The sequence below is a fragment of the Pseudomonas sp. PH1b genome (assembly GCF_000633395.1).
Classification (GTDB): Bacteria; Pseudomonadota; Gammaproteobacteria; order Pseudomonadales; family Pseudomonadaceae; genus Aquipseudomonas.
This window is the reverse complement of record NZ_AYMU01000024.1, coordinates 1-25,851: the sequence shown is the minus strand read 5'-3', so window position 1 is coordinate 25,851 and position 25,851 is coordinate 1. Positions and strand designations below refer to the sequence as shown.

The 25,851-nt window shown below is 65.4% G+C and carries 22 protein-coding genes and 1 pseudogene; 6 read left to right on the top strand and 17 right to left on the bottom strand.

The features are described 5' to 3' along the window. Positions 1-5 precede the first annotated feature (5 nt). From U873_RS0128750 to U873_RS0128735, 4 genes are all read right to left on the bottom strand, one after another. Positions 6-1,037 carry a histone deacetylase family protein gene (locus tag U873_RS0128750; RefSeq protein ID WP_025131530.1) on the bottom strand — a complete coding sequence of 344 codons (1,032 nt, stop codon included), beginning with the start codon at positions 1,035-1,037 and terminating at the stop codon, positions 6-8. 163 nt (positions 1,038-1,200) lie between these two features. Further along, the gene (locus tag U873_RS0128745; protein ID WP_025131529.1) at positions 1,201-3,126 is read right to left on the bottom strand and encodes an ankyrin repeat domain-containing protein; all 1,926 of its coding nucleotides are present in this window, start codon (positions 3,124-3,126) and stop codon (positions 1,201-1,203) included. Positions 3,127-3,226: 100 nt separating this feature from the next. Then, a complete protein-coding gene (locus tag U873_RS37025) occupies positions 3,227-5,149 on the bottom strand; it encodes an ankyrin repeat domain-containing protein (RefSeq protein WP_025131528.1) in 1,923 nt (640 codons plus the stop codon). Positions 5,150-5,219: 70 nt separating this feature from the next. Further along, positions 5,220-6,212: an AraC family transcriptional regulator gene (locus tag U873_RS0128735; protein WP_025131527.1), complete on the bottom strand. Its 993-nt coding sequence runs from the start codon at positions 6,210-6,212 to the stop codon at positions 5,220-5,222. A gap of 198 nt (positions 6,213-6,410) precedes the next feature. Here U873_RS0128735 and U873_RS34570 point away from each other — a divergent pair, with 198 nt between their 5' ends. After that, on the top strand, positions 6,411-6,956 hold the full coding sequence (locus U873_RS34570; RefSeq protein WP_025131526.1) for a hypothetical protein: 546 nt from the start codon (positions 6,411-6,413) through the stop codon (positions 6,954-6,956). 72 nt (positions 6,957-7,028) lie between these two features. Here U873_RS34570 and U873_RS0128725 read toward each other — a convergent pair whose 3' ends face one another. The 12 genes from U873_RS0128725 to U873_RS0128665 all read right to left on the bottom strand — a co-directional run bounded on the left by U873_RS0128725 (position 7,029) and on the right by U873_RS0128665 (position 20,102). Beyond that, on the bottom strand, positions 7,029-8,033 hold the full coding sequence (locus tag U873_RS0128725; RefSeq protein WP_025131525.1) for an asparaginase: 1,005 nt from the start codon (positions 8,031-8,033) through the stop codon (positions 7,029-7,031). A 104-nt stretch (positions 8,034-8,137) separates the two neighbouring features. Continuing rightward, the gene (locus U873_RS0128720) at positions 8,138-9,577 is read right to left on the bottom strand and encodes a sodium:alanine symporter family protein (RefSeq protein ID WP_025131524.1); all 1,440 of its coding nucleotides are present in this window, start codon (positions 9,575-9,577) and stop codon (positions 8,138-8,140) included. Positions 9,578-10,267: 690 nt separating this feature from the next. Continuing rightward, complete coding sequence (locus U873_RS0128715) at positions 10,268-11,284, bottom strand: aromatic ring-hydroxylating dioxygenase subunit alpha (RefSeq protein ID WP_025131523.1); 1,017 nt, start codon at positions 11,282-11,284, stop codon at positions 10,268-10,270. Continuing rightward, positions 11,281-12,420, bottom strand: a complete 1,140-nt coding sequence (locus U873_RS0128710; protein ID WP_025131522.1) for a hypothetical protein — start codon at positions 12,418-12,420, stop codon at positions 11,281-11,283. Before U873_RS0128710 ends, U873_RS0128715 begins: the two co-directional genes overlap by 4 nt. Then, positions 12,417-13,571, bottom strand: a complete 1,155-nt coding sequence (locus U873_RS0128705; protein ID WP_025131521.1) for a hypothetical protein — start codon at positions 13,569-13,571, stop codon at positions 12,417-12,419. Before U873_RS0128705 ends, U873_RS0128710 begins: the two co-directional genes overlap by 4 nt. Next, positions 13,559-14,917, bottom strand: a complete 1,359-nt coding sequence (locus U873_RS0128700; protein WP_025131520.1) for a F390 synthetase-related protein — start codon at positions 14,915-14,917, stop codon at positions 13,559-13,561. The genes U873_RS0128705 and U873_RS0128700 overlap by 13 nt, the downstream gene beginning before the upstream one ends. Further along, a complete protein-coding gene (locus U873_RS0128695; RefSeq protein ID WP_025131519.1) occupies positions 14,907-15,761 on the bottom strand; it encodes an MBL fold metallo-hydrolase in 855 nt (284 codons plus the stop codon). The genes U873_RS0128700 and U873_RS0128695 overlap by 11 nt, the downstream gene beginning before the upstream one ends. Further along, positions 15,758-16,765 carry an NAD(P)-dependent oxidoreductase gene (locus U873_RS0128690; RefSeq protein WP_025131518.1) on the bottom strand — a complete coding sequence of 336 codons (1,008 nt, stop codon included), beginning with the start codon at positions 16,763-16,765 and terminating at the stop codon, positions 15,758-15,760. Before U873_RS0128690 ends, U873_RS0128695 begins: the two co-directional genes overlap by 4 nt. Further along, on the bottom strand, positions 16,765-17,784 hold the full coding sequence (locus U873_RS0128685) for a beta-ketoacyl-ACP synthase 3 (RefSeq protein ID WP_025131517.1): 1,020 nt from the start codon (positions 17,782-17,784) through the stop codon (positions 16,765-16,767). Before U873_RS0128685 ends, U873_RS0128690 begins: the two co-directional genes overlap by 1 nt. A gap of 45 nt (positions 17,785-17,829) precedes the next feature. Beyond that, positions 17,830-18,477: a hypothetical protein gene (locus tag U873_RS0128680; RefSeq protein WP_025131516.1), complete on the bottom strand. Its 648-nt coding sequence runs from the start codon at positions 18,475-18,477 to the stop codon at positions 17,830-17,832. A gap of 98 nt (positions 18,478-18,575) precedes the next feature. Continuing rightward, positions 18,576-19,301, bottom strand: coding sequence for a hypothetical protein (locus U873_RS0128675; protein ID WP_025131515.1), 726 nt, complete (start codon positions 19,299-19,301; stop codon positions 18,576-18,578). 444 nt (positions 19,302-19,745) lie between these two features. After that, positions 19,746-20,102 carry a DUF6124 family protein gene (locus U873_RS0128665; RefSeq protein WP_025131513.1) on the bottom strand — a complete coding sequence of 119 codons (357 nt, stop codon included), beginning with the start codon at positions 20,100-20,102 and terminating at the stop codon, positions 19,746-19,748. Between the two features lie 602 nt (positions 20,103-20,704). On the opposite strand from U873_RS0128665, the gene U873_RS0128660 reads away from it, so the two are divergent. Together U873_RS0128660 and U873_RS0128655 are read left to right on the top strand one after the other, a co-directional pair. Next, a complete protein-coding gene (locus U873_RS0128660; protein WP_025131512.1) occupies positions 20,705-20,953 on the top strand; it encodes a prevent-host-death protein in 249 nt (82 codons plus the stop codon). Positions 20,954-20,967: 14 nt separating this feature from the next. Continuing rightward, positions 20,968-21,312 (top strand): type II toxin-antitoxin system RelE/ParE family toxin, encoded by a 345-nt coding sequence (locus tag U873_RS0128655; protein WP_025131511.1) that lies wholly within the window; start codon positions 20,968-20,970, stop codon positions 21,310-21,312. A gap of 378 nt (positions 21,313-21,690) precedes the next feature. On the opposite strand, the gene aspA is transcribed toward U873_RS0128655, so the two are convergent. Further along, complete coding sequence (gene aspA / locus U873_RS0128650; protein ID WP_025131510.1) at positions 21,691-23,115, bottom strand: aspartate ammonia-lyase; 1,425 nt, start codon at positions 23,113-23,115, stop codon at positions 21,691-21,693. 181 nt (positions 23,116-23,296) lie between these two features. On the opposite strand from aspA, the gene U873_RS0128645 reads away from it, so the two are divergent. The 3 genes and pseudogenes from U873_RS0128645 to U873_RS0128630 all read left to right on the top strand — a co-directional run. After that, entirely contained in the window at positions 23,297-24,211 is a 915-nt protein-coding gene (locus tag U873_RS0128645) for a LysR substrate-binding domain-containing protein (RefSeq protein ID WP_025131509.1), read from the top strand. A 733-nt stretch (positions 24,212-24,944) separates the two neighbouring features. After that, the gene (gene purE, locus U873_RS0128635; RefSeq protein ID WP_016967060.1) at positions 24,945-25,436 is read left to right on the top strand and encodes a 5-(carboxyamino)imidazole ribonucleotide mutase; all 492 of its coding nucleotides are present in this window, start codon (positions 24,945-24,947) and stop codon (positions 25,434-25,436) included. Between the two features lie 11 nt (positions 25,437-25,447). After that, a pseudogene (locus U873_RS0128630) lies at positions 25,448-25,851 on the top strand (5-(carboxyamino)imidazole ribonucleotide synthase); the annotation flags it as partial.

Genomic DNA, 25,851 nt, shown 5'->3' with positions numbered 1-25,851 from the left:
AATCCTCACTGGGCGCTTTGAAAGCCTTCGAGAACGTTGACGGCGTTGATGCCGATTTCTGCCACCGCGTAACCGCCTTCCATGACGAACAGCGTCGGCTTGCCGAGGGCGGCGATGCGCTTGCCCATGGCCAGGTAATCCGGGCTGTCGAGTTTGAATTGCGAGATGGGGTCGTCCTTGAAGGTGTCCACGCCCAGGGACACCACGATGATGTCGGCGTCATAGCGCTGGATCTCGTTGCAAGCCTGCTCCAGGGCCGCGCTCCACACATCCCAGCCGCTGCCGGCGGCCAGCGGGTAGTTGAAGTTGCAGCCTTCGCCGGGGCCTTCGCCGCATTCGTCGGCATAGCCGAGGAAGAACGGGAACTCGGCTTCCGGGTGGCCGTGGATCGAGGTGAAGAGCACGTCGCTGCGCTCGTAGAAGATCGACTGGGTGCCGTTGCCGTGGTGGTAGTCGACGTCGAGGATCGCGACTTTCTTATGGCCCTGATCGAGGAACGCCTGGGCGGCGATGGCGGCGTTGTTCAGGTAGCAGTAGCCACCCATCAGGTCGCCGGCGGCGTGGTGTCCCGGCGGCCGGCACAGGGCGAAGGCACTGCGGGCGCCGCGCTGGATCACCGCCTGGGCGGTGAGGGCCACCTGGGCTGCGCTATAGGCCGCCTGCCAGGTGCCAGCGGTGATCGGCGCGCCGCCGTCGAAGCTGTAGTAGCCGAGTTGGCCGTGGAGGCTGGTGGGGATCACGCTGCGCAGGGTGCGCGCCGGCCAGGTGTAGGGCAGCAGGTCGCCGTCGATACCCTGGGCCGCCCAGCGCGCCCAGGCGCCCTTGAAGAACTCCAGATAGGCGCGGCTGTGGACGCGCTCGATGGGCCCCAGGCCGAAATCCTTGGGCGCCTCGACGGGGCCGAGGTTGCGGTACTTCACCCGGTCCAGCACGTGGTCGGCCCGGGAAGGCATTTCGAAGCAGGGCATGAGTTGCCCGTCGATCAGTTCGCAACGGCCGTGGTGCAGGTGGTGATCATCCGAGTAGATCGTCAGCATTTTCTTGTTCTCCGCAGGCTGATTCGGTGGATCACAGTCTTGCGGGGCGCGGGGTTTCGGAGAACGGCAGGAGCGGCCAAAAGGGGATTGATCTGGCCAAAGTGTTTGACCGAAATTCGCCCCTTAAAGAGGCGTGGCGCCCCGTTGCGGGGCGCCATCGACTTCAACCGACGGCTGGGGTGGGAACGTAGCGTTGCAGGACCTTGCGCATGTCCTCGCGTTTTTTCCGGGCGATGGCTTCGAGCAATAGCGTGTAGCCCTTCTTCTCGCAGTGCTGGCCGATATTCGGGTCGGCGCCTTTTTCCAGCAGCAGGCTGAACAGCGCCAGGGTGTCCTGCTGGCTGACGTAGGGCGCCTTGTCGTCGGCGGAGGTCTTGTCGGCCACCAGGGTCAGCAGGCTTTCGCCCACCGGCTGGTTGTAGCAGGTGCCACGGCCGTAGCTCAGGTTGAGGTTGGCGCCAGCCTCTATCAACTGCCTCATGGCCACGTAGTTGTTGCCCGAGAACGCCCGGTACAGCGCGGTTTCGCCATCCTCGGTTTTGCGCAGGTCGAGGTTTTGCGGGTACTGCATCAGCCAGCTGAAGCCTTGCAGGCTGCGCTTGTGCTCGGCCATCTGCATCAGCGGCGTCTGGCCCTGGCTGTCCGGCTCGTCGATGGCCACCCCGGCGTCGATGAGGAACTTCAAACGCCCGCCCTGGCTCAGGTCGGGGCTGTCGCCGAGGTCGCGGCGCATGGCCAGGGTCGCCAGGGTGGTCCAGTTGTACAGGCCACGGGTGTGGGCGCCGTGTTCCAGCAGCAGCCGGGCGATGTCCAGGCTTGGTGCGTCCAGGGCGTGCAACAGGGCGCTGCGGCCATCGTCGGCCATGACCTCGCCGCTGATGCCCGTGGCCAGCAGGCGCTGCACCTCGGCCAGGTCGCCGGCATCCACGGCGTCCACCAGCGGCCAGAAGGCCTGGCAGGCCTGGGGATTGGCGGCGTTCAGGCCCAGGCGCTGCAGCACCCGCGGCGGGATGCTCATCTGGCGTTGCAGGCGCAGGCCGCAATACACCCGGTAACCCTCGATGGCCCGGCCCTGGTGGATGTTGTCCAAGGTTCGTAGCTGGTAGATCGCCCAGTCCAGGTCCGCCAGGTTGAGATAGGTCGGCATGCGCCCGGGATCGCGGCGCAGCACTTCCTTGAGCCAGGGGCGGGCAGTGCGCAGCTGGCCGGCCTCGCTGGCCCAGTAGGCGATGTCATTGAGCAGGTGGGGGTATTCACGGCGGTCGGTGGCGATGCTGCGAAAGTCATGCTCGACGAAGAAGTCCTCCACCTCGAAGAGGCCCGGCTGCTTGTCCTTGGCGATGCGCAACTGTTCGTGCAGCGCGCGAAACTGCTTCCAGACGCTGTCCGGATCCGGGGCCTGCGCGGGTACATAGGCGTTGAGGGTGAGCGGCCCGCTGCCGTGGGTGAAGGGGCGGAACCACGCTGGGAATGTCTGCAGGGCCTGCAACCATTGCGCTCCGGTTTCCTCGCTGATGGGTTGCAGCGGGGTGAAATCCATCTGGGTCAGGTCCTGGCGGTGACTGATGGCCAGCAGCGGGTGCTGCGGATCGCGCTGGTCGATCAGCAGGTAGCGTTGGCTCAGTTGCCAATCGGCTGGCACCGAGCAGTCGAAGTCCAGGGGCGTCAGACTGATGCCGGGGGCCAGGGTATTGCTGGTGGGCCAGTGGTCGGTGACCCGCACCGGGTTCTCCGGAGACACGCAAGCCCGCAGCTCTTTGGGGCTGAACAGGGCAATCGGCGGCGACTTGTAGACCCGCTGCTGGTAGTCCAGGTCCTGATAGGCGTTGAGGTAGAACAGCCCGCGATACTGGGTCAGGATGATCCGCGCCGGCACCCGCGCCAGGCCCGGCAGGGGGAACGGCTGGAGCTGCAGGGTGGCGGTTTCCGGGTAGTCGATGACGAAGTGGCGGACCGCCCCCGACCATTTGATCCCGGCCAGGTCCGGATCGAAGGCCTGGGCGACGGGGGCGCCAGCCAGCAGCGCCAACGCCAGGCCAAGCCCGCGCATCCTGATGCGCCGGGCGATGGCGCTTGAGAAGAGGTTCAACGTTGCAGTCCCTTGCCGGTAGAAAGCTCGGCAATGTAATGCAATCGGTGGTTTTTTGCCGGGCTTTGTCTCGGGCCTGAAACAGGCTCGGCACCGCGCCTCAAAGACGAAACGCCGTCGCGGGCGGTGGCGGCGCAAAGCCTTGCAGCACCTTGAGCATGTCGTCGCGCTTGCGCCGGGCGATGATCTCCAGCAGCCAGGTGTAGCCGTTGTTCCGGCAGTAGCGGCCGACGTTGGGATCGGCGCCACGCTGCAGAAGCAGGGTGAACATGTCCAGGCTCTCTTGCTGGCTGACCCAGGGATTGATGACCTCGGGCGAGCCCTGTTCGGCGACGATCATCAGCAGGCTTTCGCGGGTGGGCTGCTTGTCGCAAACATAGCGGCCATAACCCAGGTTAAGGTCGGCGCCGGCTGCTATCAGTTGCCTGGCAGCGGCGTAGTTGCCCGCCTTGAGCGCCAGGTACAGCGCCGTTACGGCGTCCGGCCCGCTGCGTTTGTCGAGGTTCTGTGGGTGTTGCAGCAGCCAGTTGAAGCGCTCGATATCATCGCGCTCCTTGGCCATTTCCTGCAGTGCGGTGCCGCCCTGGATATCCTGCTCATCGATTGCCGCGCCGGCTTGCAGCAGGAAATTGAGGCGTGTGGCCTGGTTCAGGTCCGGGTTGTCCTTGAGGTCGCGGCGCATGGCCAGGACCACCTGGGTGCGGCCGTTGTATTGGCCATCGGGGCGGGCGCCATGGGCCAGCAACAGTCGGGCGATGTCCAGGTCTGGTTTATCCAACGCGTGCAACAGTGCCGGGCGCCCATCGGTGCCTATGACGTCGCCACGCAGGCCGTTGTGCAGCAGGCGCCGGACTTCGGCCGCGTCGCCTTGGTCCACGGCTACCACCAGTGGCCAGGAGCCCTGGCAGGCCTGTTCGCTGGCCGTTTCCAGCCCCAGGCGCTGGGTGACCCTGGCGGGAACCCCGAGCTGGCGCTGCAGGCGTAGCCCGCAGTACAGCCGATAGTTCTCCATGGCCCGGCCCAGGTGCCTGGAGTTCGCGGGTTCCTGTTGGTACAGGCGCCAATCCAGATCCGCCAGGTTCAGATAGGTGGGGATGCGCCCAGGTTCGCGGCGTAGTACGTACGCCAGCCAGGGCCGGGCGCTCTGCAACTGGCCAGCCTCGGTGGCCCAATAGGCGATGTCGTTGAGCAGGCCGGGGTAGGCACTGCGCTCGGGGGCGATAGCGCGAAAGTCATGGCGGGTGAAGAAGTCTTCGACCTGGGCGATGCCCGGGGCCTTGTCCTTGGCAGCGCGCAATTGTGCGTGCAGTTGGCGAAATTCGGTCCAGGCCTGGTCCGCAGTTGATGCCGCGGCATAGGGCTTGATCATCAGTTGGCCAGTGCTGGCATTGAACGGCTCGAGCAACTGGGGATACTTGCGCAGGGCTTGTAGCCATTGCTGCTGCAGCTCGGGGCCGATCGGTTGCAGCGGGATGAAGTCAATCTGCGCCTCGCCCTGGCGATGACCGATGGCCAGCAACGGCCGCAAGGGGTCACGGTTGTCCACCAGCAGGTAGCGATTGCTGAGCTGCCATTCCGGGCTCTGGCAGTCGAAACTCAGTTTGCTCAGACTCAGGGCTGATTCCAGCTGGTGGCTCTTCGGCCAGTTGTCCGTGGCTTCAACCGGGCGTTGCTCTGGTACACAGGCCTGCAGTTCCTGGGTGCTGAACAGTGGCAGAGGCGGCGATTTGTAGACCCGCTGTCGGTACTGCGAATCCCCGTAGCCATTGAGATAGAACAGCCCGCGGTATTGGCTGAGGATCACCCGTGCCGGTGTCTGGGCCAGCCCGGGCATGGCGAATGGTTCGAGTTGCAGCGTGGCGGTTTCCGGATCGTCCAGGAGGATGTCGCGCTGCATTTCCCACCAGCGGATCTTCCATAGGTCGAAGGCCTGGGCGGCAGGTGCGCCGGCCAGCAGCGCCAGCGCCAGGCAAACCCCGCGGATGCCGACATGTCGGGCGATGGCGCGTGTGGATAAGTTCAACGTTGCAGTCCCTTGCCGGTAGAAAGGTCGGCAATGTAATGCAATCGGCGGCTTTGTGCCGGGGTTTGTCTCAGGGCCGGAACTGGCTCGGCGCCACGCCGCTCCAGCGGATGAAGGCATGGCGAAAACTCGCGGTTTCGCTGAAGCCCAGGGCCTCGGCGATGCGGTAGATGGGCAGTTGGTCTTCGCAGAGCATCTGCTTGGCCCGTTCGAAACGCAGTTCGTCCAGCAGCTCCTGATAGCTGCAACCCAGGTCCCGCAGGTGGCGGCGCAGGGTCCGGGCCGAGCAGTTCATCTGTTCCGCCAGCCCCTCCAGCCCCGGCGCGGCGTCCAGCTGCGCCGCCAGCAACTGGCGGATACGCCCCAGCCAGGCCTGGCGCCCGGTGAACTCGGTGTTCTGCTTGCGGCAGCGTTCGGCCATGGCCTGATGGGTGATCACATCCGCCAGGGGCAGGGGCTGGTCGAGCCAGCGCTGGTCGAAGGCGAAGGCGTTGCTGCGGGCGTCGAACTGCAGCGGGCAGTCGAAGGGTTCGCGGTAGTGCTGTTGATAGTCCGGCGCCGGGTAGTCGAAGCGCGCGCCCAGCAGCGGCAAGGGGTGGCCCAGCAGGTCGTCGCAGATGACCTTCATCGACACCAGGCAGAACTCGGTGTTGAACGCCGCCAGTGCCGGGCATTCGCGGTAGTCGGCGGCGGTCAGCCAGATGCGCGCGCCGTCGGTTTCCAGGCTCAGTTCGAAAAGTGTTCCCATCAGCGCCGGATAGCGCAGCGCCAGGCGCAAAGCGTCACCTAAGGTGGCACTGGTGAGCAGGGCATAGCCGAGCATGCCGTAGGAGGACACGTGCATCCGCCGGCCCAGTTCCAGGCCGATGTCCCGTTGCAGGGCCACGGCATTGGCGCACACCAGCATCTCCTGGTTGGTGGTGATGCGAGTGTCGGCGCGGCTCAGGTCGGCGGGGTTTATACCGCTGCCGGCCAACAGCGTGTCGCCGTCCTGGCCCTGTTCCTTGAAGGTGTTGAGCACCAGTGAAACCGCATTGAGGGTGGTGAGGTGCGAGTGCAGCATGCGCAGATTCCAGCCTGGGAAAGACCCTTAACCGGAGCAAGTTGCATGCCGCCCGCGCTCGGACCTGTGGTTTGCCGGCCTGCTGCAGGCGGCATTCCGGGGGTTGTGTGGCTAGTGACTTGGCGCTTTGATTGGTGCAACCTGCCTGCCATTCACCGCCTGAGGTGGCGGTGCAGCAACCCCGATAAAGGATTATGTATGACCCTCATCCCTGCGCGTTCCCTGCTTCTGCTGTCCGGCTTGCTCCTGAGTTCGCTGTGCCTGGCCGAGGCTGAGCCAGGCAGCGAAAGCACCCTCAAGGACTCTGCCAAGTCAGCCGTCTCGTCAGCCATTTCGGCAGGCAAGAACCTCTTGGGCGGCGTCAGCGAAGGTGTGCTCGATGGTCGCCAATCGGCGCAAGGCGTCGACGGTGCCTCGATCATTTCCTCCCGTGAGCAAATGAAAGGCCGCGTCGATGTCCAGGTATTGAAGACCGAAGCCGTCGGCGACAGCTTCAACGTCACCCTGGGTTTCAAGAACAGCAGCGACAGCCAGTTGCGGCTGATCAACCTCAAGCAGACCGGCGCCCTGCTGGCGATCGACCAGGACGGTTACGCCAACAACCTGACGGCCAGCCTCGACAACCCGGACGAAGTCACCATCCCGGCCAAGGCGGCCGTGCGGCAGAAGTTCGTGTTTGAAGGGCCGATCGAGAGTTCGAGTTCGGTGCGGGTCTGGGGCCAGGATTACTCGGTCAAGAAGTAACCCGAGCGCCATCCCCTGCTTGTCGTCGAGCCGGCGGCTACCGCAGTAGCTGCCGGCTCCCGAGCGCGAGCTTCAGCTCAGCTCGCCACACAGGTCCAATTCCACCAGGCGCCGCACTTCGGCGGTTTCCAGGCCCGCGCCGAGCAGGGCGTTGAGCTTGCCGAACGCCGCCTCGCGGGTCATGCCGCCACCGGACAGCACGCCCACGCCGCGCAGGCGGCTGCCGGCTTCGTAGATGTCCAGCTCGACACCGCCTTCATGGCACTGGGTCACGGCTACCACCACGACCCCGCGCTCATGGGCGCGCTTGAGGCTGGCGAGGAAGGCCGGGTTGTCGCTGGGCCCGGTGCCGCTGCCGAAGCACTCCAGGACCAGAGCCTGGATTCCGCTGCCTAGCACGCCGTCCAGCAGTTCGGCACCGATGCCGGGGAACAGCGGCAGCACGCCGACCTTGGCCAGTTGCCTGGCTTGGCGGTAATCCAGCCCGGCAGGAATCGCCTCGGCCCTGGCCGCGCCGCCATTGCGCTTCAGGGCGGCGAACGGGTGCCGGCCGAAACTGCGGATCTTCGCGCAGCGGGTCGGTGCCAGCAGCTCGCCGTGGAAGTACAGGTGCACCCCCGGTGCCAGGCCCTGGCCCAGGGCCAGCAGGGCACCACTGAGGTTTTCCCAGGCATCGCTGTCGGGCACCCCGGCCGGCAGCATCGAACCGGTGAAGACCACCCGCGCCGGCAGGCCCAGCAGCTGGAAGCTCATGGCCGCGGCGCTGTAGGCCAGGGTGTCGGTGCCGTGCAGGATCAGCACGCTGTCGCAGCCCTGTACCTCGACGGCCTCGACCACCGCTTCACGCAGGCGCTGCCAGTAGTCGGGGGTCATGTTGGCGCTGTCGATCAGCGGCGCCATCTCGCGAAAGCGCCAGGCCGGCACCACCAGTTCGGGCTGGCTGTCGAGGTAGGCGCGCATCCGCACGTCGAAGCCGGACGCCGGGGCCAGGCCGTCGGCGCTGGCCTGCATGCCGATGGTGCCACCGGTGTAGAGCACCATGACGTGCTGGGCGGCAGGGTAGGTCGAAGGGTTCATGGGATTCTCCGAAACGGTGAGTTCCTGTGGGAGCGGGCAAGGCCGCCCCCACATTTATCGAACTGTAACCGACGGATGCAGAGGATGCGCCCGTCGTTTACCCGTCAGCGTTGCGCTGCGGGCACGCCTTGCGGCTCGGCCTGGGCGGTGGCCGAAGGTTCGGCAGGCCAGGCCTTCAGGTCCAGGTCCAGATCGGCGAATTTGCGCGAGTCGAACACTGGCTGGGCGACGCCGGCGCGGCGCTGCTCGTCGTAGTCGCGCATCACCCGCAGGCCGACCTTGAACAGCATGGCCAGGGCCACCAGGTTGACGAAGGCCAGGCAGGTCATGGTGATGTCGGCGAAGGCGAACACGGTCGAAAGGTCCTGCATCGAACCCCATACCACCAGCGCCAGTACCAGGCCGCGGAACAGCATCAGCACGGTGCGGTTGCGGGTGAGGAACTGCAGGCTGTTCTCGCCCAGGTAGTAGTTGTAGAGGATGCAGGTGAAGACGAACAGCGACAGCGCGACGCTGACGAACAGGCGACCCCAGTCACCGACCACGGCGGCCAGCGAGTTCTGGGTCAGGACGATGCCGTCGCCTTCGAAGCCCGGGGTGTAGAAGCCGGACAGCAGGATCAGCAGCGCGGTGCAGGTGCAGATCACGAAGGTGTCGAGGAACACGCTGAAGGCCTGGACCACGCCCTGGGCGCCCGGGTGCTTCACAGCGGCCACGGCGGCGACGTTCGGCGCACTGCCCAGGCCCGCTTCGTTGGCGAACACGCCGCGCTTCACGCCCATGACGATGGCGCTGCCGAGCAGGCCGCCGAAGGCCGGATCGAGGCCGAAGGCGCTCTTGATGATGGTCTCCAGCATGGCCGGCACTTGTTCGATCTGGGTGCCGATCACGTACAGGGTCACGGCGATGTAGGCCAGGGTCTTGACCGGGACCAGCAGGTCGGACACCGCGGCGATGCGCTTGATGCCGCCGATGAAGGTGATCGCCAGCAGCGCCGCCAGGACAATACCGGTGTGGCTAGGGGCGAAGGCGAAGGCGTCCTGCAGCGAGTGCGTCACGGTGTAGGACTGCAGGCCGATGAAGGCGAAGCCGTAGGTGACCAGCAGCAGGATCGAGAACAACACCGCCATGCCCTTGAGCTTCAGGCCGTGCTGGATGTAGTAGGCCGGGCCGCCGCGGTACAGGCCGTCGCCGTCGGCGCGCTTGTAGACCTGGGCCAGGGTGCACTCGAAGAAGCTGCTGGACATGCCGACCAGTGCGGTCACCCACATCCAGAACACCGCGCCAGGGCCGCCCAGGGTTACGGCGATGCCGACGCCGGCGATGTTGCCTGCTCCCACTCGGCCGGCGAGGCTGAGCATCAGCGCCTGGAACGAGCTGAGCTGGCCGCCGGTGCTTTTCAGGCTGTCGCGGAACACCGCGAACATGTGGAGGAAGTGGCGCAATTGAACGAAACGCGAGCGGATCGTGAAGTAGCTGCCGAGCCCGACGATGAGCACGATCAGCACTTTCCCTGAGAGGAAGTCGTTGATGACTTCGAGCATGGATTATTCCTCGCTGTTTTTTGTGTAGGCAAAAGCAGAGCGGACAGAAACATTCTGTTACACCGCTGATTGCACGCACGGCAAAGCGGTGGGGCGATTGTTCGTCCCGGTTCTCTATTCGCGGGTTGTTATTAGTTCGGGTTTCCCGTGGGATTGAGCCTCGTTACCGACGGCTGTCCACGTGAAGAGGGGGCGCACTATACCGGTGCACGGGCTCGCCGTCTGCATATAGTGCGTCGAGCCGAGGAACGGCAGGCTGGGCGGCAGGCTGAATCGGTTCTTGTCCTGGCCCGCAAACCCCCGCGAACAGGCGTCCCGAGAACCCCATCTCCCCCCGATCCCCCTGCCAGCTGTAGGAGCTGGCTTGCCAGCGAAGAGGCCCGCAAGACCGCCATCGCCGGCAAGCCGGCTCCTACAGACTCCCCCCGATCTCCCTGCCAGCTGTAGGAGCTGGCTTGCCAGCGAAGGGGCCCGCAAGATCGCCTTCGCCGGCAAGCCGGCTCCTACAGACTCCCCCCGATCCCCCTGCCAGCTGTAGGAGCTGGCTTGCCAGCGAAGGGGCCCGCAAGATCGCCATCGCCGGCAAGCCGGCTCCTACAGACTCCTCCCGATCCCCCTGCCAGCTGTAGGAGCTGGCTCGCCAGCGAAGGGCCCTCAAGACCGCCATCGCCGGCAAGCCCCCCCTACCTTTCAGAGCAGAAACTCCTCATGCCGCTCCTGGAAGCCCTGCAACTCACCCTGTTCCAGCAACTGGCGAATCCACGGCCCCAGCAGATCCAGCGAACTGTCCAAAGGGCTTGGCCGCTGCCAGCGCAGCGGCACCCGGGCGAAGCGCTGCTGGTTGGCGCTGACTTTCTCCAGGATCTGCCGGTCCTGCTTGAGGATCACCTTGAACAAGGGCTGCAGCACGCCACGCTTGAGCCAGCCCGGCGTGCGGCCGCGGGCGGTGGCGATGCGCGCGAACAGGCGCAGTTCGCCCTCGGCGGCCGGGCTCAGCCAGGCGCTGACCAGCAGGTTGAGCCGGCCCTGGCGGTCGCGGTATTCGATTTCCGCCAGCCCGGGCAGGCGGAAGCGCCCCATGCTGATGCCGCGTTCGCCTTCGAACAGCCGGGATATCAGCCCGGATTGGGTGCCTTCTTCGCTGTACTGCGCTTCAACCCCATCCTCCAACTGATGCACCCAGGCGCGAATACGCTGGCGCTGGCGGTCGTGGCGAATCCAGCCGGCGTGCACGAAGTGGGTGTGGAAGCCGTCGAGGAAGTTCTCCGCGGCGTCCTGCAAGGTGCAGCGCACCCGGTCGCTGATCCAGAACACGTCCAGGGCCTGGGACTGTTCGGCGGCGGCCACCGGAGCGGTGCTCGGTGGTTCGGCGGCAAGGCTGGCCCACACCAGCCCCTGGGCTTCGCAGCTGTGCAAGGGTTGCAGCAACGGCTGGCTGCAGCGTTGCTGCTCCTGGCCGGGCAGGTGCGTGCAGCGGCCCTGGGAGTCGAAACGCCAGCCGTGGTAGGGGCACTGGATCGCTCCGTCGCGCACCCGGCCGGCGCTCAGGGGCGCAAAGCGATGGGGGCAGCGGTCCGGCAGCACGGAGGGGGTGCCTTCGGCATCGCGGAACAGCACCAGCGGCACGCCGTGCAGGGTGCAGGCCAGGGGTTGGCGTTGCAGTTGCCGGCTCAGGGCGACGGGCCACCAGCCCGAGTGACTGTTCACAGTTTGAGCTTCCTCATCAGTGGTACGCCGATCCGTTGCAGCAGCAGGCCCATCAATTGCCACACCAGCCTTCGCGACCAGGGCAGGTGGGCGACGTGGATCAGGCTGTATTCGATCTCTGGCTCACCGCCCCGCAGGCGCTTGAAGGCGGCGGCGCCGGAGCTGAAGTTGAGCACCTGGCGGCGGTTCACCGCTTCTTGCAGGCACAGTCTTGTCAGTTGCCGGTACAGGCCGGCGCGCTGAGGCAGGGCGGTGTCATAGCCGACGATGGGGGTGCTGATCAGGGCGCTGTTGGCGAACCAGCCCAGGGCGCCGTCGATGCGCCCTTCGGCGTTGCGCAGGGCGCGCACTTCCAGCCAGCCCTCGGCCTGCCCGCGTTGCAGCCATTGGGCGCTGTAGTGGGGGTTGAGGCGGCTGTACTTGTCCAGGTAGAGCAGGTTGTACAGCTGTTCGATGCGCTGGAAGTCGGCCTCGTTCAGCTCGCTGCCGGGCACCACCGTATAAGGGCTGCGGCGCAGCAGGGTGGCGTCCATGCGGGTGTTGTGATGGCGCAGGAAGGCCGAGTCCTCGCCGTCGCGCCCGTCGAACAGGTACACCTGGCGGCTGGGAATGGCCAGGTAGCCCAGGGCTTGCAGGCGCTTGCGCAGTTCCAGGTTGCTGAAGTCGTTGAGGGAGCGGAAGCCGAAGCCGTGGTCGGGAAACTCCCGGCGCAGCAGCTCGGTGATCGCCGGCAGATCCGCGCCATCCCAGTCGGCCGGGTAGAGGTTGGTGGACAGCAGCCAGTTGTTGACCTGCACCAGGCGATCGACCTTGGCCGCGCTCAGCAGCCGGTCGACGCCCTGGGTCAGCAGCTTCAGTGGCCAGGCCAGCCAGGGTCGCTTCAGGCGTTGCAGCTCTTCCCGGGCATAGCCGCTGTAGGCGGTCTGCGGCGACACCACGTAGCAGTTATCCACAGGGTCGTGGCCATGGTTGATGCTCACCGGGAACTGCTGGCGGCCGGTGTCCAGCAGGGCCAGGGCGGTGCTGACGTTGCCGATCAGCTCGCCACCGGCGCAGGTGCGCACGTAATGCCGGGCGTGGCTGTCGTCGGCGCCGGGTGGCTGCTGGGCCAGTTGTTCGGGCAGCAACAGCTTCATGGGCGCGGCGCCTCCAGGGGTTGGCCGTTCCACTCGATATCGGCGGTGGAGGCGGCCAGCAGCCCGCAGCGGCGGGTCAGGGCGCGGCCGATGATTTCCGCCAGGCTCAGTACCTGGGCGGTGAGGGGGCCGCGGTCGCCGTCCTGGACGATCACGTCCCGGGCTTGCCGGTAGTCGTGCCAGAACGTGCGGCTCAAGGCCCGTTGCGGCGCCGCCAGAAGCAGCATGGCCAGGGCGATCATCCGCGGTTCCAGGGTGGCCTGCAGTGCTGTGCCGGCCTCAATGCCCAGCGCCGCCACCAGTTGTTCGCGCTGGTCGTCGAACAGGTGCACGCCGCTGGTGGCCCTGGGGTTGCACTCCAGGACATGGAAGCGCCCGTGCTGGTCCTCGATGAAATCAAAGCCCACTTGCCCGGTGTAGCCGGTGGCCTGGCCGAACTGCTCCAGGAAGGCGCGGATCGGCGCCGGGGCGCAGCTGTGGAAGTAGATCCCCGAGCCGCGCCCAACCCGGTAGCGCGGCTGGTAGCTGCTGTGGGCGCGCAACTGGCCGTCCACCAGCACGCTGAAGCTGCAGTATTCCTGGCCGGGGACAAAGCGCTGGGCCACCCAGGGGGCCTCGGCGCTGGGTCGGACCTTGGTCAGTTGCGCCGGGCTCGGGCGGATCAGGGTCTGGGAGGCGAAACGCGAATAGGCCGGCTTGAACACCAGGGCATCGTGTTCGGCGGCCAGGGCCTGCAACGCGGCCGGGTCATGCAGCACCTGGGTCGGCGGTGCGGCCACGGCCCAGCCCTGGGTCATGGCCGCGAAGTCGCCCTTGTGGTGCAGGCGGTGCAGCAGCTCGAAATCGCTGGTGAACACCCGGCACAAAGGCCGCAGGCGTTCCAGGCCGTGGGCCAGGTAGAACACCTCTTCGCAGGTGGGCAGCAGCAGGTCGATGGCCTGCTGGCGGATGACCACGGCCAGGGCCTCGATCCAGGCCTGGGGATCGTGCCGGGGTTCCGGCAGGCGCACGAAGTGTTCGGCGGCGCGGCTGAAACGGCTCAGGGGCTGGGCCAGGGAATCGGCCACGGTCACCGTCCAGCCGGCTTGCTTGAACGCCCGGGCCCATTCGAGGCAGGCCGGGGCCCGGGCGCCGAGAATCAATACACGCATGGCAGTCCCTCGGGTAGTTGCAGCATCAGCAGGCGGCGTCTTTTCGTTTGGGGGGGAGGGGCCTGCCAGTGGCCGAAGCTCAGGCTCGGCGTCTGCAGCCCCTGTTGCGCGCAGAGTGCGCTCAGGGCCTCGGTCAAGCGTTGGCACAGGGCGGGGTAGTCGCCCGAGGTGCGCAGGTTGGCCTGCCAGAGCAGCCCGCGCTGGTGGATTTGATATTCCTCAAGCGTCGCCCCGAGCATCAGCAAGGCGCGGCGCAACACATCGGGGTAGAGCGGTGCCAGTTGCTGGCCGTCGAGCCTTGGCAGCCAGAGGATCTCGTCGGCGCGGCCCTCCACGGCGGCAATCGCCCGCTCCGCGCGGCCGCAGGGGCAGGGCGCGCTGGCCACCCGCAAGATGTCATTGAGGCGATAACGCACGATCAACTGCGTACGCCGGGAAAAGTCGGTGATGATCGGCTGAAAGCGCGTGCGTTCCGGGTCCAGCCACTGCGGTTCGATGTGCAGGTGGCTTTCATTCAGGTGCAGGGTGCCGGCCTCGCAGGTGTAGCCAAGAAAGCCCTCGCTGGCCTGATAGATCTGCTGGGGCTTGAGGCCGAAGGCCTGCTGCACCACCTCGGCGTCAGTGCTTTCCAGCACTTCGGCCACCGACAGGATGTGCCGTGGGCGGATCGTCAGCTGCCCGGCCAGGGCCGCCTGGGCCAACCCGCGCAGCACCGTGGCCGGGGCCACCAGCACGTCGGGGTTGTGCTGATTCAGGCGCTCCAGGGAGGCGCCCAGGCCCAGGGTCAGGTCATGAAAGGCGAAGTCGATGCGACGGCTGGCCAGGGTGGTGTACAGGCGGCTGTTGGCCCGCAGGAAAAAGGCGATGCGCAGCGGCGCCAGCCAGGGGCACAGCAACCGTGGCAGCAGGGCCCGGGGCAGGGTTCGCGCCAACAGGATACCGGCCCAGCGCTGGCGTTCCGCGCTGCTGACCAGGAACACCCCCTGGGCCCCCGAAGTGCCGCTGGACAGGCCTACGGTGATGTCCCCCAGGGTCGGGCTGAAGTCCCGGGAGTGCTCGGCTTGCAAGGCCACCGGCAGCACCTGTTCCAGGCTCAGGGCACGGGTGTTGAAGCCGGCGAAATCGCTCATCAGGCTGGCCTTGTCCATGATCGGCAAGCTGTGCAGGCCGTCGTTGACCAGCCCCCTGAAGCGCTCGCCGCCAGGCATGACCTTGGCCATGAAGTGCCGCAGGCGCCTTGCCTGCCAGGCTTCCAGCCGCTCGCGACGACGAAAGCGCAGGGCATAGCGGCTGAACACGAAGGAGCCAATGCTGCGCAGGGTGCCCAGCAGGCGTTCACTGTTCATTGGCGAACGCCTCCCAGGCCTGGGTGCAATGGGACGGCAGCACCGCCACCGCCGGTTCCCGGCGGATCAGCTGGCCCAGGCCGCTGTAGGTGCGCAGGTATTGCTGGCGGTCGGCGCTGGCAAACCACAGCGCCGGTGCGGCCGGCAGGCGCTCGGCGCGGCAGGCCGGCACTGACCAGCAGGCGTCGGCCACCAGAAATACCGGCCGCCCCTGAGCGTCGGCGATGAACAGGCCCAACTGGCCGGCGCTGTGCCCCGGCAGCGGCACGCCGATCAGGCTGCCATCGCCGAACAGGTCCAGGCCCTGCTCGAAGGGCGCCATCCAGCCCGGTAGCGCATAGCTGGGGCTGGCGTCGGCCAGGCGCAGGCGGGCGCTGAAGTCGTCCGGCAGCAATCCCGGCAGATGGCCGCCGAGGGTGGCGCGCCAACGCTGGCCGCGCAGGTTGTCGATATGCTGGTAATCGGCCTCCAGGGCGATGAAACGGGCATTGCTGAAGTCCCGCAGGCCGGCGATATGGTCGGCGTGGAAGTGGGAAATGATCACATGGCGGATATCCCCCGGGCCGATGCCCAGCTCGTGCAACTGCGCGCCCAGTTGCTCGACCACCGGCAACTGCACCGGCACCGCGCTGCGGTACAGGCGTTCGGGTAGGGCGCGGGTGGCCTGGAAGAAGTGCTCGGCGTAGCCGGTGTCGTACAGAATCCAGCCGTGGTCCGGGTGCTGGATCAGCCCGCACAAGGCCGGAAACTGCACCGGCGCCAGGCGCCCGCCGCGGTCGGCCATGCATTCCAGATGCTGGCACCAGCCGGCCCGCAGGATCTTCAAGCTAACGCGGCGGCTCATGGTCGTTGCCTCTGTTGGGCCAGCCACCATTGGGCGTGCTGGGCGATGCCCTGTTCCTGGCTGATCACCGGGTGGTAGCCCAGCTCGCGCTGGATGGCGCTGATATCCAGGGTCTGGCTGAAGGCCAGGACGCCTGCGCCATAGCGGGTGATCAAGGGTTCGGCACCGTTGCCCAGGCGCGCCTTGAGCTCCAGCAACTGTGCCACGCCGTGCACCAGGGGCCAGGGCAGGCGGCGGGTGCGCAGTGGCAATTGGAAGTGCTCGGCCATCTGTTGCAGCAAGTCCTTGAAGGCCAGGGGCGTGGCGTTGCTCAGGTTGTAGACGCACAGCGGGCGCGGCAGGGGCCGGGTCAGGGCCAGCCACACCGCGTGCACCAGATTGTCGACGCAGGTCAGGTCCAGCTGGGCCCGGCCGCCGCGCATCAGCGGAATCGCCCCGCGCTGCATCACCCGCAGCAGACGCGGCATCAGGGTCGCGTCCCAGGGGCCGAATACCGACCGGGGCCGCAGGATCACGCATTCCGGCAGGCCGGCTTGGCCCAGCAGGGTTTCGGCCTGGGCCTTGCTGCGGGCGTAGTCGTTCACCGGTGGCGGCAGCGGCTGGTCTTCGCGGATGCCCAGGCGGTCGCTGAAGTTGAAGTACAGGCTTGGGGTGGAGATGTGCATCAGCCGCGCAATGCGGTTGTCCCGGCAGGCGTGGATCACCTCGGCGGTGGAGTCGAGGTTGGCCCGGGCAAACGCCTGGGGCGAACCCCAGGGCGAGGACAGCGCCGCGCAATGGATGATGGCGTCGTGCTCGCGGCTGGCGTCGGTCAGCAGGCGTTTGGCCTGGCGGCTGCCGTGTTCCAGGGGCAGCCAGCGCACCGGCGCCGGGCTGTGGGCGATGACTTGCGCCGCCGCCTCGGGGTTGCGCCCGCTGAACTGCACTTCGCAGCCTTCGGCGGCCAGCTTCCAGACCAGATGCCGGCCAATAAAACCGGTGCCGCCGGTGACCAGGATCTTCATCAGAACTCCAGGATCAGGCCGCCGAGGGACAAGCCCGCGCCGGTGCCGATCAGCATCAGGGTTTGCCCGCGTTGAATGCGCCCGTCGCGCACCGCGATGTCCAGGGCGGTGGGCAGGGACGCCGCCACCTGGTTGCCGTGCCGGGCAAAGATATCGATCAGCTTCTCGGGGCCGAGACTCAGGCGCTTGGCTGAGTGCTGCATGGCCTGCTGGCTGGCCTGATGGGGGATTACCCAGTCGATCCGCTCCAGGGGCAATGCAGCTTGCTGGAGCAGGTCGTCCATCAGCTCGGGCAGGTGCTTGGCGGCGAGGCGGAACACCCCTTTGCCCTGCATGGCGAAGCTGGTCAGGGGCTCGAAGGGCACCTCGATGCGCCGCGGATGAAAGCGCGAACCGCCGGCTGGGATCTGGCACAGCGCGGCGCCTTCGGCGTAGGTCTTCAGGCGCGAGGCGAGGATCTTCTGCCCGCCGTCACCGGCCCCCAGCACCACCGCCGCCGCGCCGTCGCCGAAGATGCCGCTGACCTCCACCTGCTGCCAGTCCAGGCCGCAGGAGGCGATATCGGCGCACACCAGCAGCACGCGCCGGTAATGCCCGGCCTGGATTGGCCAGGACAGGGTGTCCAGGGCGGCGATAAAGCCCAGGCAACTGGCGTTGATGTCCATGGCCGGAATGCCCGACTGCCCCAGGCCCAGCTCCCGCTGCAGCAGCGCGGCGTTGCAGGGCATGCCCTGGTCCATGGTGCCGCTGGCGCAGACGATCAGGTCCAGCTGTTCAAGCGTCAGGCCTGCTGCGTGCAGGGCCTGGCGTGCAGCACTGGCACCGAGGCTGGCGGCGTTGTCCGCGGGGCCGGCGACATGGCGCTGCTGCACACCGCTGATGCGCGCCACGCTGCCGGATTCCAGGCCGAGCCGGCTGTCCAGTTCGGCACTGGTGACCACGCGCTGCGGCAGGGCATGGCCGCTGCCGAGGATGGCCAGAGTGCGGGCCGGACGCAGGGGGGACGCTGATGTGTGCATGCAAATTCCATTTGTGGGGCATCGAGGGGGTGTTGCGAGGTGCGCTCAGTTGGCTGAAGGCGCCACTGGGCATTTGCTCAGAAACCCCTGCAGCTTTTGCTGGTATTCCTCGACCGGCATCAGGTCACTGTGTTTGGCGATGAAGCAGGCCGTACCCTGGCGCACCATATCGGCGTCAGCCACGAGGTAGAAATCGGCTATTTCCTGCACGCGTACGATCTGATCCCAGGCCAGGCTGCTCTGACCTCCGCGGGCGTTGAGCAGGGTGAAGCCCTGGTGGTCGAAGTTCAGGTAATAGGTGCCTTCGACGACTCGCAGCCTGGTTTCGATCAAGTGCTGACTCAACCCGCGCAATGGCGCCTGGGGTTTGATCGGGGTGGCAGCAATTCGGTTTTGCAGGTGCTTGATCCAGCGCCCGGAAAAGCGCCACCACAAGGGGATGAAGATCAACGCGAACAGCACCATGGCGATGACTTTTTCCGGGGTAAGGCGTCGCTCCGGGAAATAGATCGACAGGCAGCCGCCGAGCAGGCACAGGGTGAACATCACCAGGCCGATAAAGCGGCCTTGCCACTGAGCAAATGTGCTCATGGCCCGGACATGCTGCTGATCACCCTTGAGCAGTTCCTGCTTCAGCGGTTCGGCAATCCAGGCTTCGGTGTGGGCAGGGGTGATGCGGTAGTGCAATTCCATGGGGGCTGAATCCGAGGTCCGTGTTCGGTGAGGGCGGCAGTTTACCGATTTCTGTGGGGCGGGTAGCAGCGGCGTGTGCGCGAACCTTTACTCACTGCTCAGGTTGGAAATTGCTCTATGTATCGCTCCACCCATTGGAACAGGTGTTCGTCGAGTTGCGGCCGCTGCTGGCTGAAGCGGTCCTGGCAGCTAATGAAGAACGGGTCCTGATTGACCCGCAGCGCCAGCTCGATGGGGCTTTCGCTTTCGGCATGGGCCGCTCTTAGTTGCTGCTGGCGCTGATCGGCCTGTTCCAGACTGTCCGCCAGGGTATCCAGTTGCAGGTGGCGCAACTGGGCGATGGCCTCGGGCAGGTGAAAGTGCAGGGCGCTGTCGAAGCCTTCCCAATCCTCGTAGGCCAGCCACTCGTGCAGGATCATGAAGCAGCGCGGGGCCGGGGCCAGTTGCTCCAGTCGTGCGAAATCCAGCCAGTACTGACGTGGCAACTGCTCGGCGGTTTCCAGGGCCTGGGCGATCAGGTCCAGGGCCTGAGCCGGGTCCCGGTGATGCTTGCGCAGGATGCGCTGGGTCAGGGTGAAGCGCGCTTCTTCAATCGCGTGCAGGGCGCGGTTCAAGTCATAGCCGGCGGCGTGCAGCTGTTCCCGGGCTTGCTCTTGGGGCAGGCCGGACTTTTCTACCAGCACCTGTAGCAACTCGGATTTGTAGAGCTCGGCGGCCTGTTGCGGATTGCCTGCGCAGCGGGCGAGCAGGGCCTGGGCGTGGCGCAGGCCGATGGGGATCAGGGTGCGTAGCTGTTGCAGGGCCTGGATGTGCGTCGGGTCCATCGACTGCGTTGCCTCGGGAGTGGCGGATGTTCGAGAGGGGCGATTATCCACCGTGGGCGCGCAGTTGTGCGGGTTTATAACGAGGCTCCGATGATGATCGCGGCACCCACGGGATTTACACGGTTTTGGGTTTGTAGGAGCCGGCTTGCCGGCGAAGGCGTCGGCCGGGATGGCGGTGAAGGCAGGGCTGGCCTCTTCGCTGGCAAGCCAGCTCCTACGGGATTTGCGCGGTTTTAGGTTTGTAGGAGCCGGCTTGCCGGCGAAGGCGTTGGCCGGGATGGTGGTGAAGGCCGGGCTGGCCTCTTCGCTGGCAAGCCAGCTCCTACGGGATTTGCGCGGTTTTGGGTTTGTAGGAGCCGGCTTGCCGGCGAAGGCGTCGGCCGGGATGGTGGTGAAGGCCGGGCTGGCCTCTTCGCTGGCAAGCCAGCTCCTACGGGGCGGTGTTTAGGCGGGGTCTGGGCGGGCACCGTCGAGCAGGGCGTCCACCACGGCGCGGGCCATTTCAACCGAGTGCACCATGGACCAGATCAGCCCGCGTTCGATGCCGCTGGCCCGTTCGGTGATTTCATCGGATACCTCTTCGGCGCATTTGAGCAGCAGGGAGACGTGCATCAGCGCGTCTTCGGCATTGACCTGGGGCTGTACGGCGAACAGCGGGTGGCCTTGGCCATCGCGCAGGCCGAAGGGGCGATGGCGGGTGCCGTGCAAGGCGGCCAGCAGGTTGGCGTTGGCGCGGTCCAGCTCCGGATCGCGGCGCGGATGATCGGTGGGTAAAGGTGGATCGGGGACGAGCTTTTTCATGACGGTCACTCACTCAGTAGTTAACGGACTGCCGAGCTCACTTCCACATGAGGGGTGGCAGTTGTGCGAGGGTGTGGAAGACCGGGACTGAGTAACCCAGCACACCCGAAGGTGTCCCGCGCACAACCGCCATAAAGCGATGCCGACGACAATACGTCGAGCCATGCCCATGAGCGCTCATGCTTACTCAGATCCGAACTTCCACATCCGGGCCGCTGATTTTGCAGCGGCACCGGGAGACTGCCTGATCGTTCGAAGGGGTACAAGGCGCTCAAAGGCGTGGAGGATTCTCTCGGATTTGCCCTACAAAACAAAGCGAATCCGCTTCGATGCTGGGCGGCATCGCCTGACAAATCACGGCTTTTTCCAGGCCAAAAAACGGCACACCGGCCAATTAAAGGAGCAGAGAAATGATTTGATATTCAGTGAAATCAGGATTCGATAATCGGTCTATATTTGGGCTGAATATAGTGTAGGGTTCAAGCTGGCAGGATGATTGCGATCTTGCATAGTGAGCGTTAGGCATCCTGAGCGGCGAAGTCGCACAGAGTCAGTTCGTAGCAGGGCGGCGAGCAAGCCGCCAAATTTAGGAGGTTTCACTCATGCGAGTTGAAACGGTCAGCTTTTTAAAACGATATGCCTCCGACCTGCCTTTAGAGGAACCAATGGTCGTCACGCAAAACGGTGTGCCTGTTTACGTTGTTGAGTCTTACGTTGAGCGTAAGCGCCGCGACGAGGCAGTGGCGTTGGTGAAATTGCTCGCAGTCAGTTCGCGCGAGTACGCCCAAGGCAAGCATTGTTCGACTGATGAGCTGAAGGCCCGCTTAAGCAAGAGGTTTGCCCACAAATAAAAAAGGTGGGGTAGATGCCAACTCTGACAATCCGCTACACCGAAACCGCACAGCAAAGCATTGAAGACCAGATTGTGCATCTGGCCGACTATAGCGACCTTAAGTCCGCCTTTGAGCGGTTGGAAGCTGTGATTGACGCTCTTCAGGACAAGCTCTTGTCCGCCCCGCTAGGCTACCCAGTCAGCCCTCAAGCAAGCGATTTGGGCATCTTGCATTACCGTGAGCTCAACACCGATGGATACCGGGTGTTCTACGAAATCGTGGATGCGGATCAGGCGATCGTGATTGGGCTGGTGCTGCGGGATAAGCAAAGCGTCGAGCAGGCACTTATTCGTTACTGTCTGCTGCATACCGATTGACGATTGTGGGTGTGAGCCGTCCGCTGTGGTGTTGGGGCGTGTCACCCGCACTCGGTCCGGGAAGGGGGCTTGCCAATACGTTCTAATTGGATTCACACGTTCGCCACTCTCCATCCCGCTCGCCATTTCGAAAGATGAAGGGGGAGAGGGGGCAGCGCTGCGTCTGTCATAAACGAAAATGTGCACAGCTTCCGCGCTATCACGGCGCTCCATCAAGGGGCGGCGCTGAAAAATAGGCGGTCTTGCTTCTGGGTTTCCGGGACTTTGTGAGGAGCCAAAAAAAAGGGCCTGGAGACGTATCTCCAAGCCCTCAAAAGGTGAGAGGTGTCTAGTCCCTCAACCTGGTGAGCGGTGTTGCGTGTTTCGGTGTCGCGGTGGTTAGGCTTTCAGCGGAACCAGACGCGGGGCAATCATGTTTTCCGGACGCAGGATGTCATCGAGCATGGCGTCGTCCAGCAGGCCTTCTTCGCGCACCAGTTCCAGTACGCCACGGCCACTTTCCAGGGCGATGCGGGCGATACGGGTGGCGTTTTCATAGCCGATGTACGGGTTCAGCGCGGTGACCAGGCCGATGGAGTGCTCCACCAGTTCGCGGCAACGGGTTTCGTTGGCGGTGATGCCGGTGATGCAGTGCTCGCGCAGCATGTCCATGGCGCGTTGCAGCAGGCGGATCGAGTCGAAGATCTTGAAGGCGATCAACGGCTCCATCACGTTCAGTTGCAGCTGGCCGCCTTCGGCCGCCATGGTCAGGGCCAGGTCGTTGCCGATGACTTGGAACGCTACCTGGTTCACGGCTTCCGGGATCACCGGGTTGACCTTGCCGGGCATGATCGAGCTGCCTGGCTGGCGCGCTGGCAGGTTGATTTCGTTAATGCCGGTGCGTGGGCCGCTGGACAGCAGGCGCAGGTCGTTGCAGATCTTCGACAGCTTCACCGCGGTACGCTTGAGCATGCCGGAGAACAGCACGAAGGCGCCCATGTCGGAAGTGGCTTCGATCAGGTCGGCAGCTGGAACAACCGGCTGGCCGCTGATGACGGCCAGGCGTTGCACGGCCAGGGCCTGGTAACGCGGGTCGGCGTTGATGCCGGTACCAATGGCGGTGCCGCCCAGGTTGACTTCGGTCAGCAGCTCGGGGGCCAGGGTCTTCAGGCGCGCCAGGTCTTCACCCAGAGTGGTGGCGAAGGCGCGGAATTCCTGGCCGAGGGTCATCGGCACGGCGTCTTGCAGCTGGGTGCGGCCCATCTTCAAGACGTGGCTGAACTCGACGCCTTTGGCGGCGAACGACTGGATCAGGCTGTCGAGGCTGGCCAGCAGCGCGTCGTGACCCAGCAGCAGACCCAGGCGGATCGCGGTCGGGTAGGCGTCGTTGGTGGACTGCGCCATGTTCACGTCGTTGTTCGGGTGCAGGTACTGGTATTCGCCCTTGCTGTGGCCCATGGCCTCCAGCGCGATGTTGGCGATGACTTCGTTGGCATTCATGTTGGTTGAAGTGCCAGCGCCGCCTTGAATCATGTCCACCACGAACTCATCGTGGAAATCGCCGCGGATCAGACGGGCACAGGCTTCGCTGATGGCAGCGTGCTTGGCTTCGCTGAGCTGACCCAGCTCGCGGTTGGCGTCAGCAGCTGCCTGCTTGACCATTGCCAGACCGACCACCAATTTCGGGTAATGCGAAATCGGAACACCGGAGAGGCGGAAGTTGTTCACCGCTCGCAGGGTCTGGATGCCGTAATACGCTTGAGCGGGTACTTCGAGTACGCCAAGCAGGTCTTTTTCGGTGCGGAATGATGCAGCGGAGGACATGACGAAGATCATCTCGGTAGGGACCCGGTCTGTGCCGGGAACGCTGCGAATCCTAGGCCGAAGGGAATTTTTGGGCCAATGCTGTTAAACACTGGGCTATGCATATTCGGCATAATGGCGGTGTGACGCCGGGTTGCCGGCGAGCGTGTGACCTAAAATGGTGCGTGTCCGGGAGGACGTGATGAATCTGGAAAGCAAATGGCTCGAGGATTTCAGTGCCCTGGCCGCCACCCGCAGCTTTTCCCAGGCTGCCGAGCGACGTTTCGTGACCCAGCCGGCGTTCAGTCGGCGGATCCGCAGCCTGGAAGCGGCCCTGGGCCTGACCCTGGTCAACCGCTCGCGCACGCCGGTGGAACTGACGGCAGCGGGGCAGTTGTTCCTGGTGACCGCGCGCACCGTGGTCGAACAGCTCGGCGAGGTGGTGCGCCACCTGCACCACCTGGAAGGCGGGCAGGGTGAGGTGATGCAGGTAGCGGCGGCCCACTCCCTGGCGCTGGGCTTCTTCCCGCGCTGGATCGCCCAGTTGCGCAACGAAGGGCTGAACATCGCCACGCGGCTGGTGGCCACCAACGTCGGCGATGCGGTGCATGCCCTGCGTGAAGGCGGTTGCGACCTGATGCTGGCCTTCTACGACCCGGACGCCGCCCTGCAGATGGATTCGGAAATCTTCCCCTCGCTGCACCTAGGGCACACCGAGATGCTCCCGGTGTGCGCCGCCGATGCCCAGGGCAAGCCGCTGTTTGACCTGGAGGGCGAGGCCAGCGTGCCGCTCTTGGCCTATAGCGCCGGGGCTTTCCTTGGCCGTTCGGTGAACCTGCTGCTGCGCCAGCGCAACCTGCGTTTCACCACTGTTTATGAAACCGCCATGGCCGACAGCCTCAAGAGCATGGCTTTGGAGGGGCTGGGCATTGCCTGGGTGCCGCAACTGAGCGTGCGCGCCGAACTGGCCCGGGGCGAACTGGTGGTGTGCGGCGGCGCCCAATGGCATGTGCCACTGGAGATCCGCCTGTACCGCTGCGCCCTGGTGCGCAAGGCCAACGTGCGCTTGCTCTGGCGCAAGCTGGAAGGCGCCGCCGCCCAAGCCGCGGCCGTGTAGGAGCCGGCTTGCCGGCGAAGGCGTCGGCCGGGAGGGTGGTGATCGCCGGGCAGGCCTCTTCGCTGGCAAGCCAGCTCCTACGGGAGATAGGCGCAGGTTTTTTGTAGGAGCCGGCTTGCCGGCGAAGGCGTCGGCCGGGATGGCGATGATTGCAGGGCAGGCCTCTTCGCTGGCAAGCCAGCTCCTACGGGAGATAGGCGCAGTTTTTTGTAGGAGCCGGCTTGCCGGCGAAAGCGTCGGCCGGGATGGCGGTGATCGCGGGGCGGGCCTCTTCGCTGGCAAGCCAGCTCCTACGGGAGATAGGCGCAGGTTTTTTTGTAGGAGCCGGCTTGCCGGCGAAGGCGTCGGCCGGGATGGCGATGATTGCAGGGCAGGCCTCTTCGCTGGCAAGCCAGCTCCTACGGGAGATAGGCGCAGGTTTTTGTAGGAGCCGGCTTGCCGGCGAAGGCGTCGGCCGGGAGGGCGATGATTGCAGGGCTGGCCTCTTCGCTGGCAAGCCAGCTCCTACGAGGGCGCGGGATTGACCTTGGAGTCAATAAAACCGGGCTTTTGCGGCGTAAATACTTTGTTCGACAGATGGTCGGCGAAAGTGCGTTTGCTGCGGCTTTTTCGGTATACTGCGCGGCCTTCGGCCGGTTCGCCTGGCCATAATTCGTACAATTTAAGCCACGCATTTCGCGTGGCTTGTTGTTTTTGACGCGCCCGCGGGCGCCCAGAGAGAAGAGGCACGACGATGAGTGCACTGGTTGGCGTGATCATGGGCTCCAAGTCCGATTGGTCCACCCTTAGCCACACCGCCGATATGCTGGAAAAGCTCGGCATCCCTTACGAGGTGAAGGTGGTTTCCGCACACCGCACCCCGGACCTGCTGTTCCAGTACGCCGAAGAGGCTGAGGCGCGAGGCATCGAGGTGATCATCGCCGGTGCCGGCGGCGCGGCGCACTTGCCGGGCATGTGCGCAGCCAAGACCCACCTGCCGGTGCTGGGCGTGCCGGTGCAGTCGTCGATGCTCTCGGGCGTGGATTCGCTGCTGTCCATCGTGCAGATGCCGGCCGGCATTCCGGTCGCCACCCTGGCCATCGGCAAGGCTGGGGCAATCAACGCCGCCCTGCTCTCGGCGAGCATCCTGGGCGCCAAGCACCCGCAATTCCACGCGGTGCTGAAAAAATTCCGTGCTGAACAGACAGACAGCGTCCTGGACAATCCAGACCCGCGCGTCGCCTGAGGTTGTTGACGATGAAGATCGGTGTAATCGGTGGCGGCCAGTTGGGCCGCATGTTGGCCCTGGCGGGTACTCCGCTGGGAATGAACTTCGCTTTCCTCGACCCGGCGCCGGATGCCTGTGCCGCCCCTCTGGGGGAACACCTGCGGGCCGATTACGGCGACCAGGACCACCTGCGCCAGCTGGCCGATGAAGTGGACCTGGTGACCTTCGAATTCGAGAGCGTGCCGGCGGAAACCGTGGCCTTCCTCTCGCAGTTCGTGCCGGTCTACCCGAGTGCCGAAGCCCTGCGCATCGCTCGCGATCGCTGGTTCGAGAAGAGCATGTTCAAGGACCTGGGGATTCCTACCCCGGAGTTCGCCGACATCCAGTCCCAGGCTGACCTGGACGCCGCCGTGGCGCGCATCGGCCTGCCGGC

Excerpts from the sequence above, each read along its gene's own strand:
- U873_RS0128660 (WP_025131512.1), top strand. The coding sequence starts at position 20,705 with ATGCGAGTTGAAACGGTCAGCTTTTTAAAACGATATGCCTCCGACCTG.
- U873_RS0128655 (WP_025131511.1), top strand. The coding sequence starts at position 20,968 with ATGCCAACTCTGACAATCCGCTACACCGAAACCGCACAGCAAAGCATT.
- U873_RS0128690 (WP_025131518.1), bottom strand. The coding sequence starts at position 16,765 with ATGAAGATCCTGGTCACCGGCGGCACCGGTTTTATTGGCCGGCATCTG.
- U873_RS0128705 (WP_025131521.1), bottom strand. The coding sequence starts at position 13,571 with ATGCGTGTATTGATTCTCGGCGCCCGGGCCCCGGCCTGCCTCGAATGG.
- U873_RS0128645 (WP_025131509.1), top strand. The coding sequence starts at position 23,297 with ATGAATCTGGAAAGCAAATGGCTCGAGGATTTCAGTGCCCTGGCCGCC.
- U873_RS0128685 (WP_025131517.1), bottom strand. The coding sequence starts at position 17,784 with ATGCACACATCAGCGTCCCCCCTGCGTCCGGCCCGCACTCTGGCCATC.
- U873_RS0128695 (WP_025131519.1), bottom strand. The coding sequence starts at position 15,761 with ATGAGCCGCCGCGTTAGCTTGAAGATCCTGCGGGCCGGCTGGTGCCAG.
- U873_RS0128750 (WP_025131530.1), bottom strand. The coding sequence starts at position 1,037 with ATGCTGACGATCTACTCGGATGATCACCACCTGCACCACGGCCGTTGC.
- U873_RS0128720 (WP_025131524.1), bottom strand. The coding sequence starts at position 9,577 with ATGCTCGAAGTCATCAACGACTTCCTCTCAGGGAAAGTGCTGATCGTG.
- U873_RS0128665 (WP_025131513.1), bottom strand. The coding sequence starts at position 20,102 with ATGAAAAAGCTCGTCCCCGATCCACCTTTACCCACCGATCATCCGCGC.
- U873_RS0128680 (WP_025131516.1), bottom strand. The coding sequence starts at position 18,477 with ATGGAATTGCACTACCGCATCACCCCTGCCCACACCGAAGCCTGGATT.
- U873_RS0128700 (WP_025131520.1), bottom strand. The coding sequence starts at position 14,917 with ATGAACAGTGAACGCCTGCTGGGCACCCTGCGCAGCATTGGCTCCTTC.
- U873_RS0128710 (WP_025131522.1), bottom strand. The coding sequence starts at position 12,420 with ATGAAGCTGTTGCTGCCCGAACAACTGGCCCAGCAGCCACCCGGCGCC.
- U873_RS0128735 (WP_025131527.1), bottom strand. The coding sequence starts at position 6,212 with ATGCTGCACTCGCACCTCACCACCCTCAATGCGGTTTCACTGGTGCTC.
- U873_RS0128675 (WP_025131515.1), bottom strand. The coding sequence starts at position 19,301 with ATGGACCCGACGCACATCCAGGCCCTGCAACAGCTACGCACCCTGATC.
- U873_RS0128725 (WP_025131525.1), bottom strand. The coding sequence starts at position 8,033 with ATGAACCCTTCGACCTACCCTGCCGCCCAGCACGTCATGGTGCTCTAC.
- aspA (WP_025131510.1), bottom strand. The coding sequence starts at position 23,115 with ATGTCCTCCGCTGCATCATTCCGCACCGAAAAAGACCTGCTTGGCGTA.
- U873_RS34570 (WP_025131526.1), top strand. The coding sequence starts at position 6,411 with ATGACCCTCATCCCTGCGCGTTCCCTGCTTCTGCTGTCCGGCTTGCTC.
- purE (WP_016967060.1), top strand. The coding sequence starts at position 24,945 with ATGAGTGCACTGGTTGGCGTGATCATGGGCTCCAAGTCCGATTGGTCC.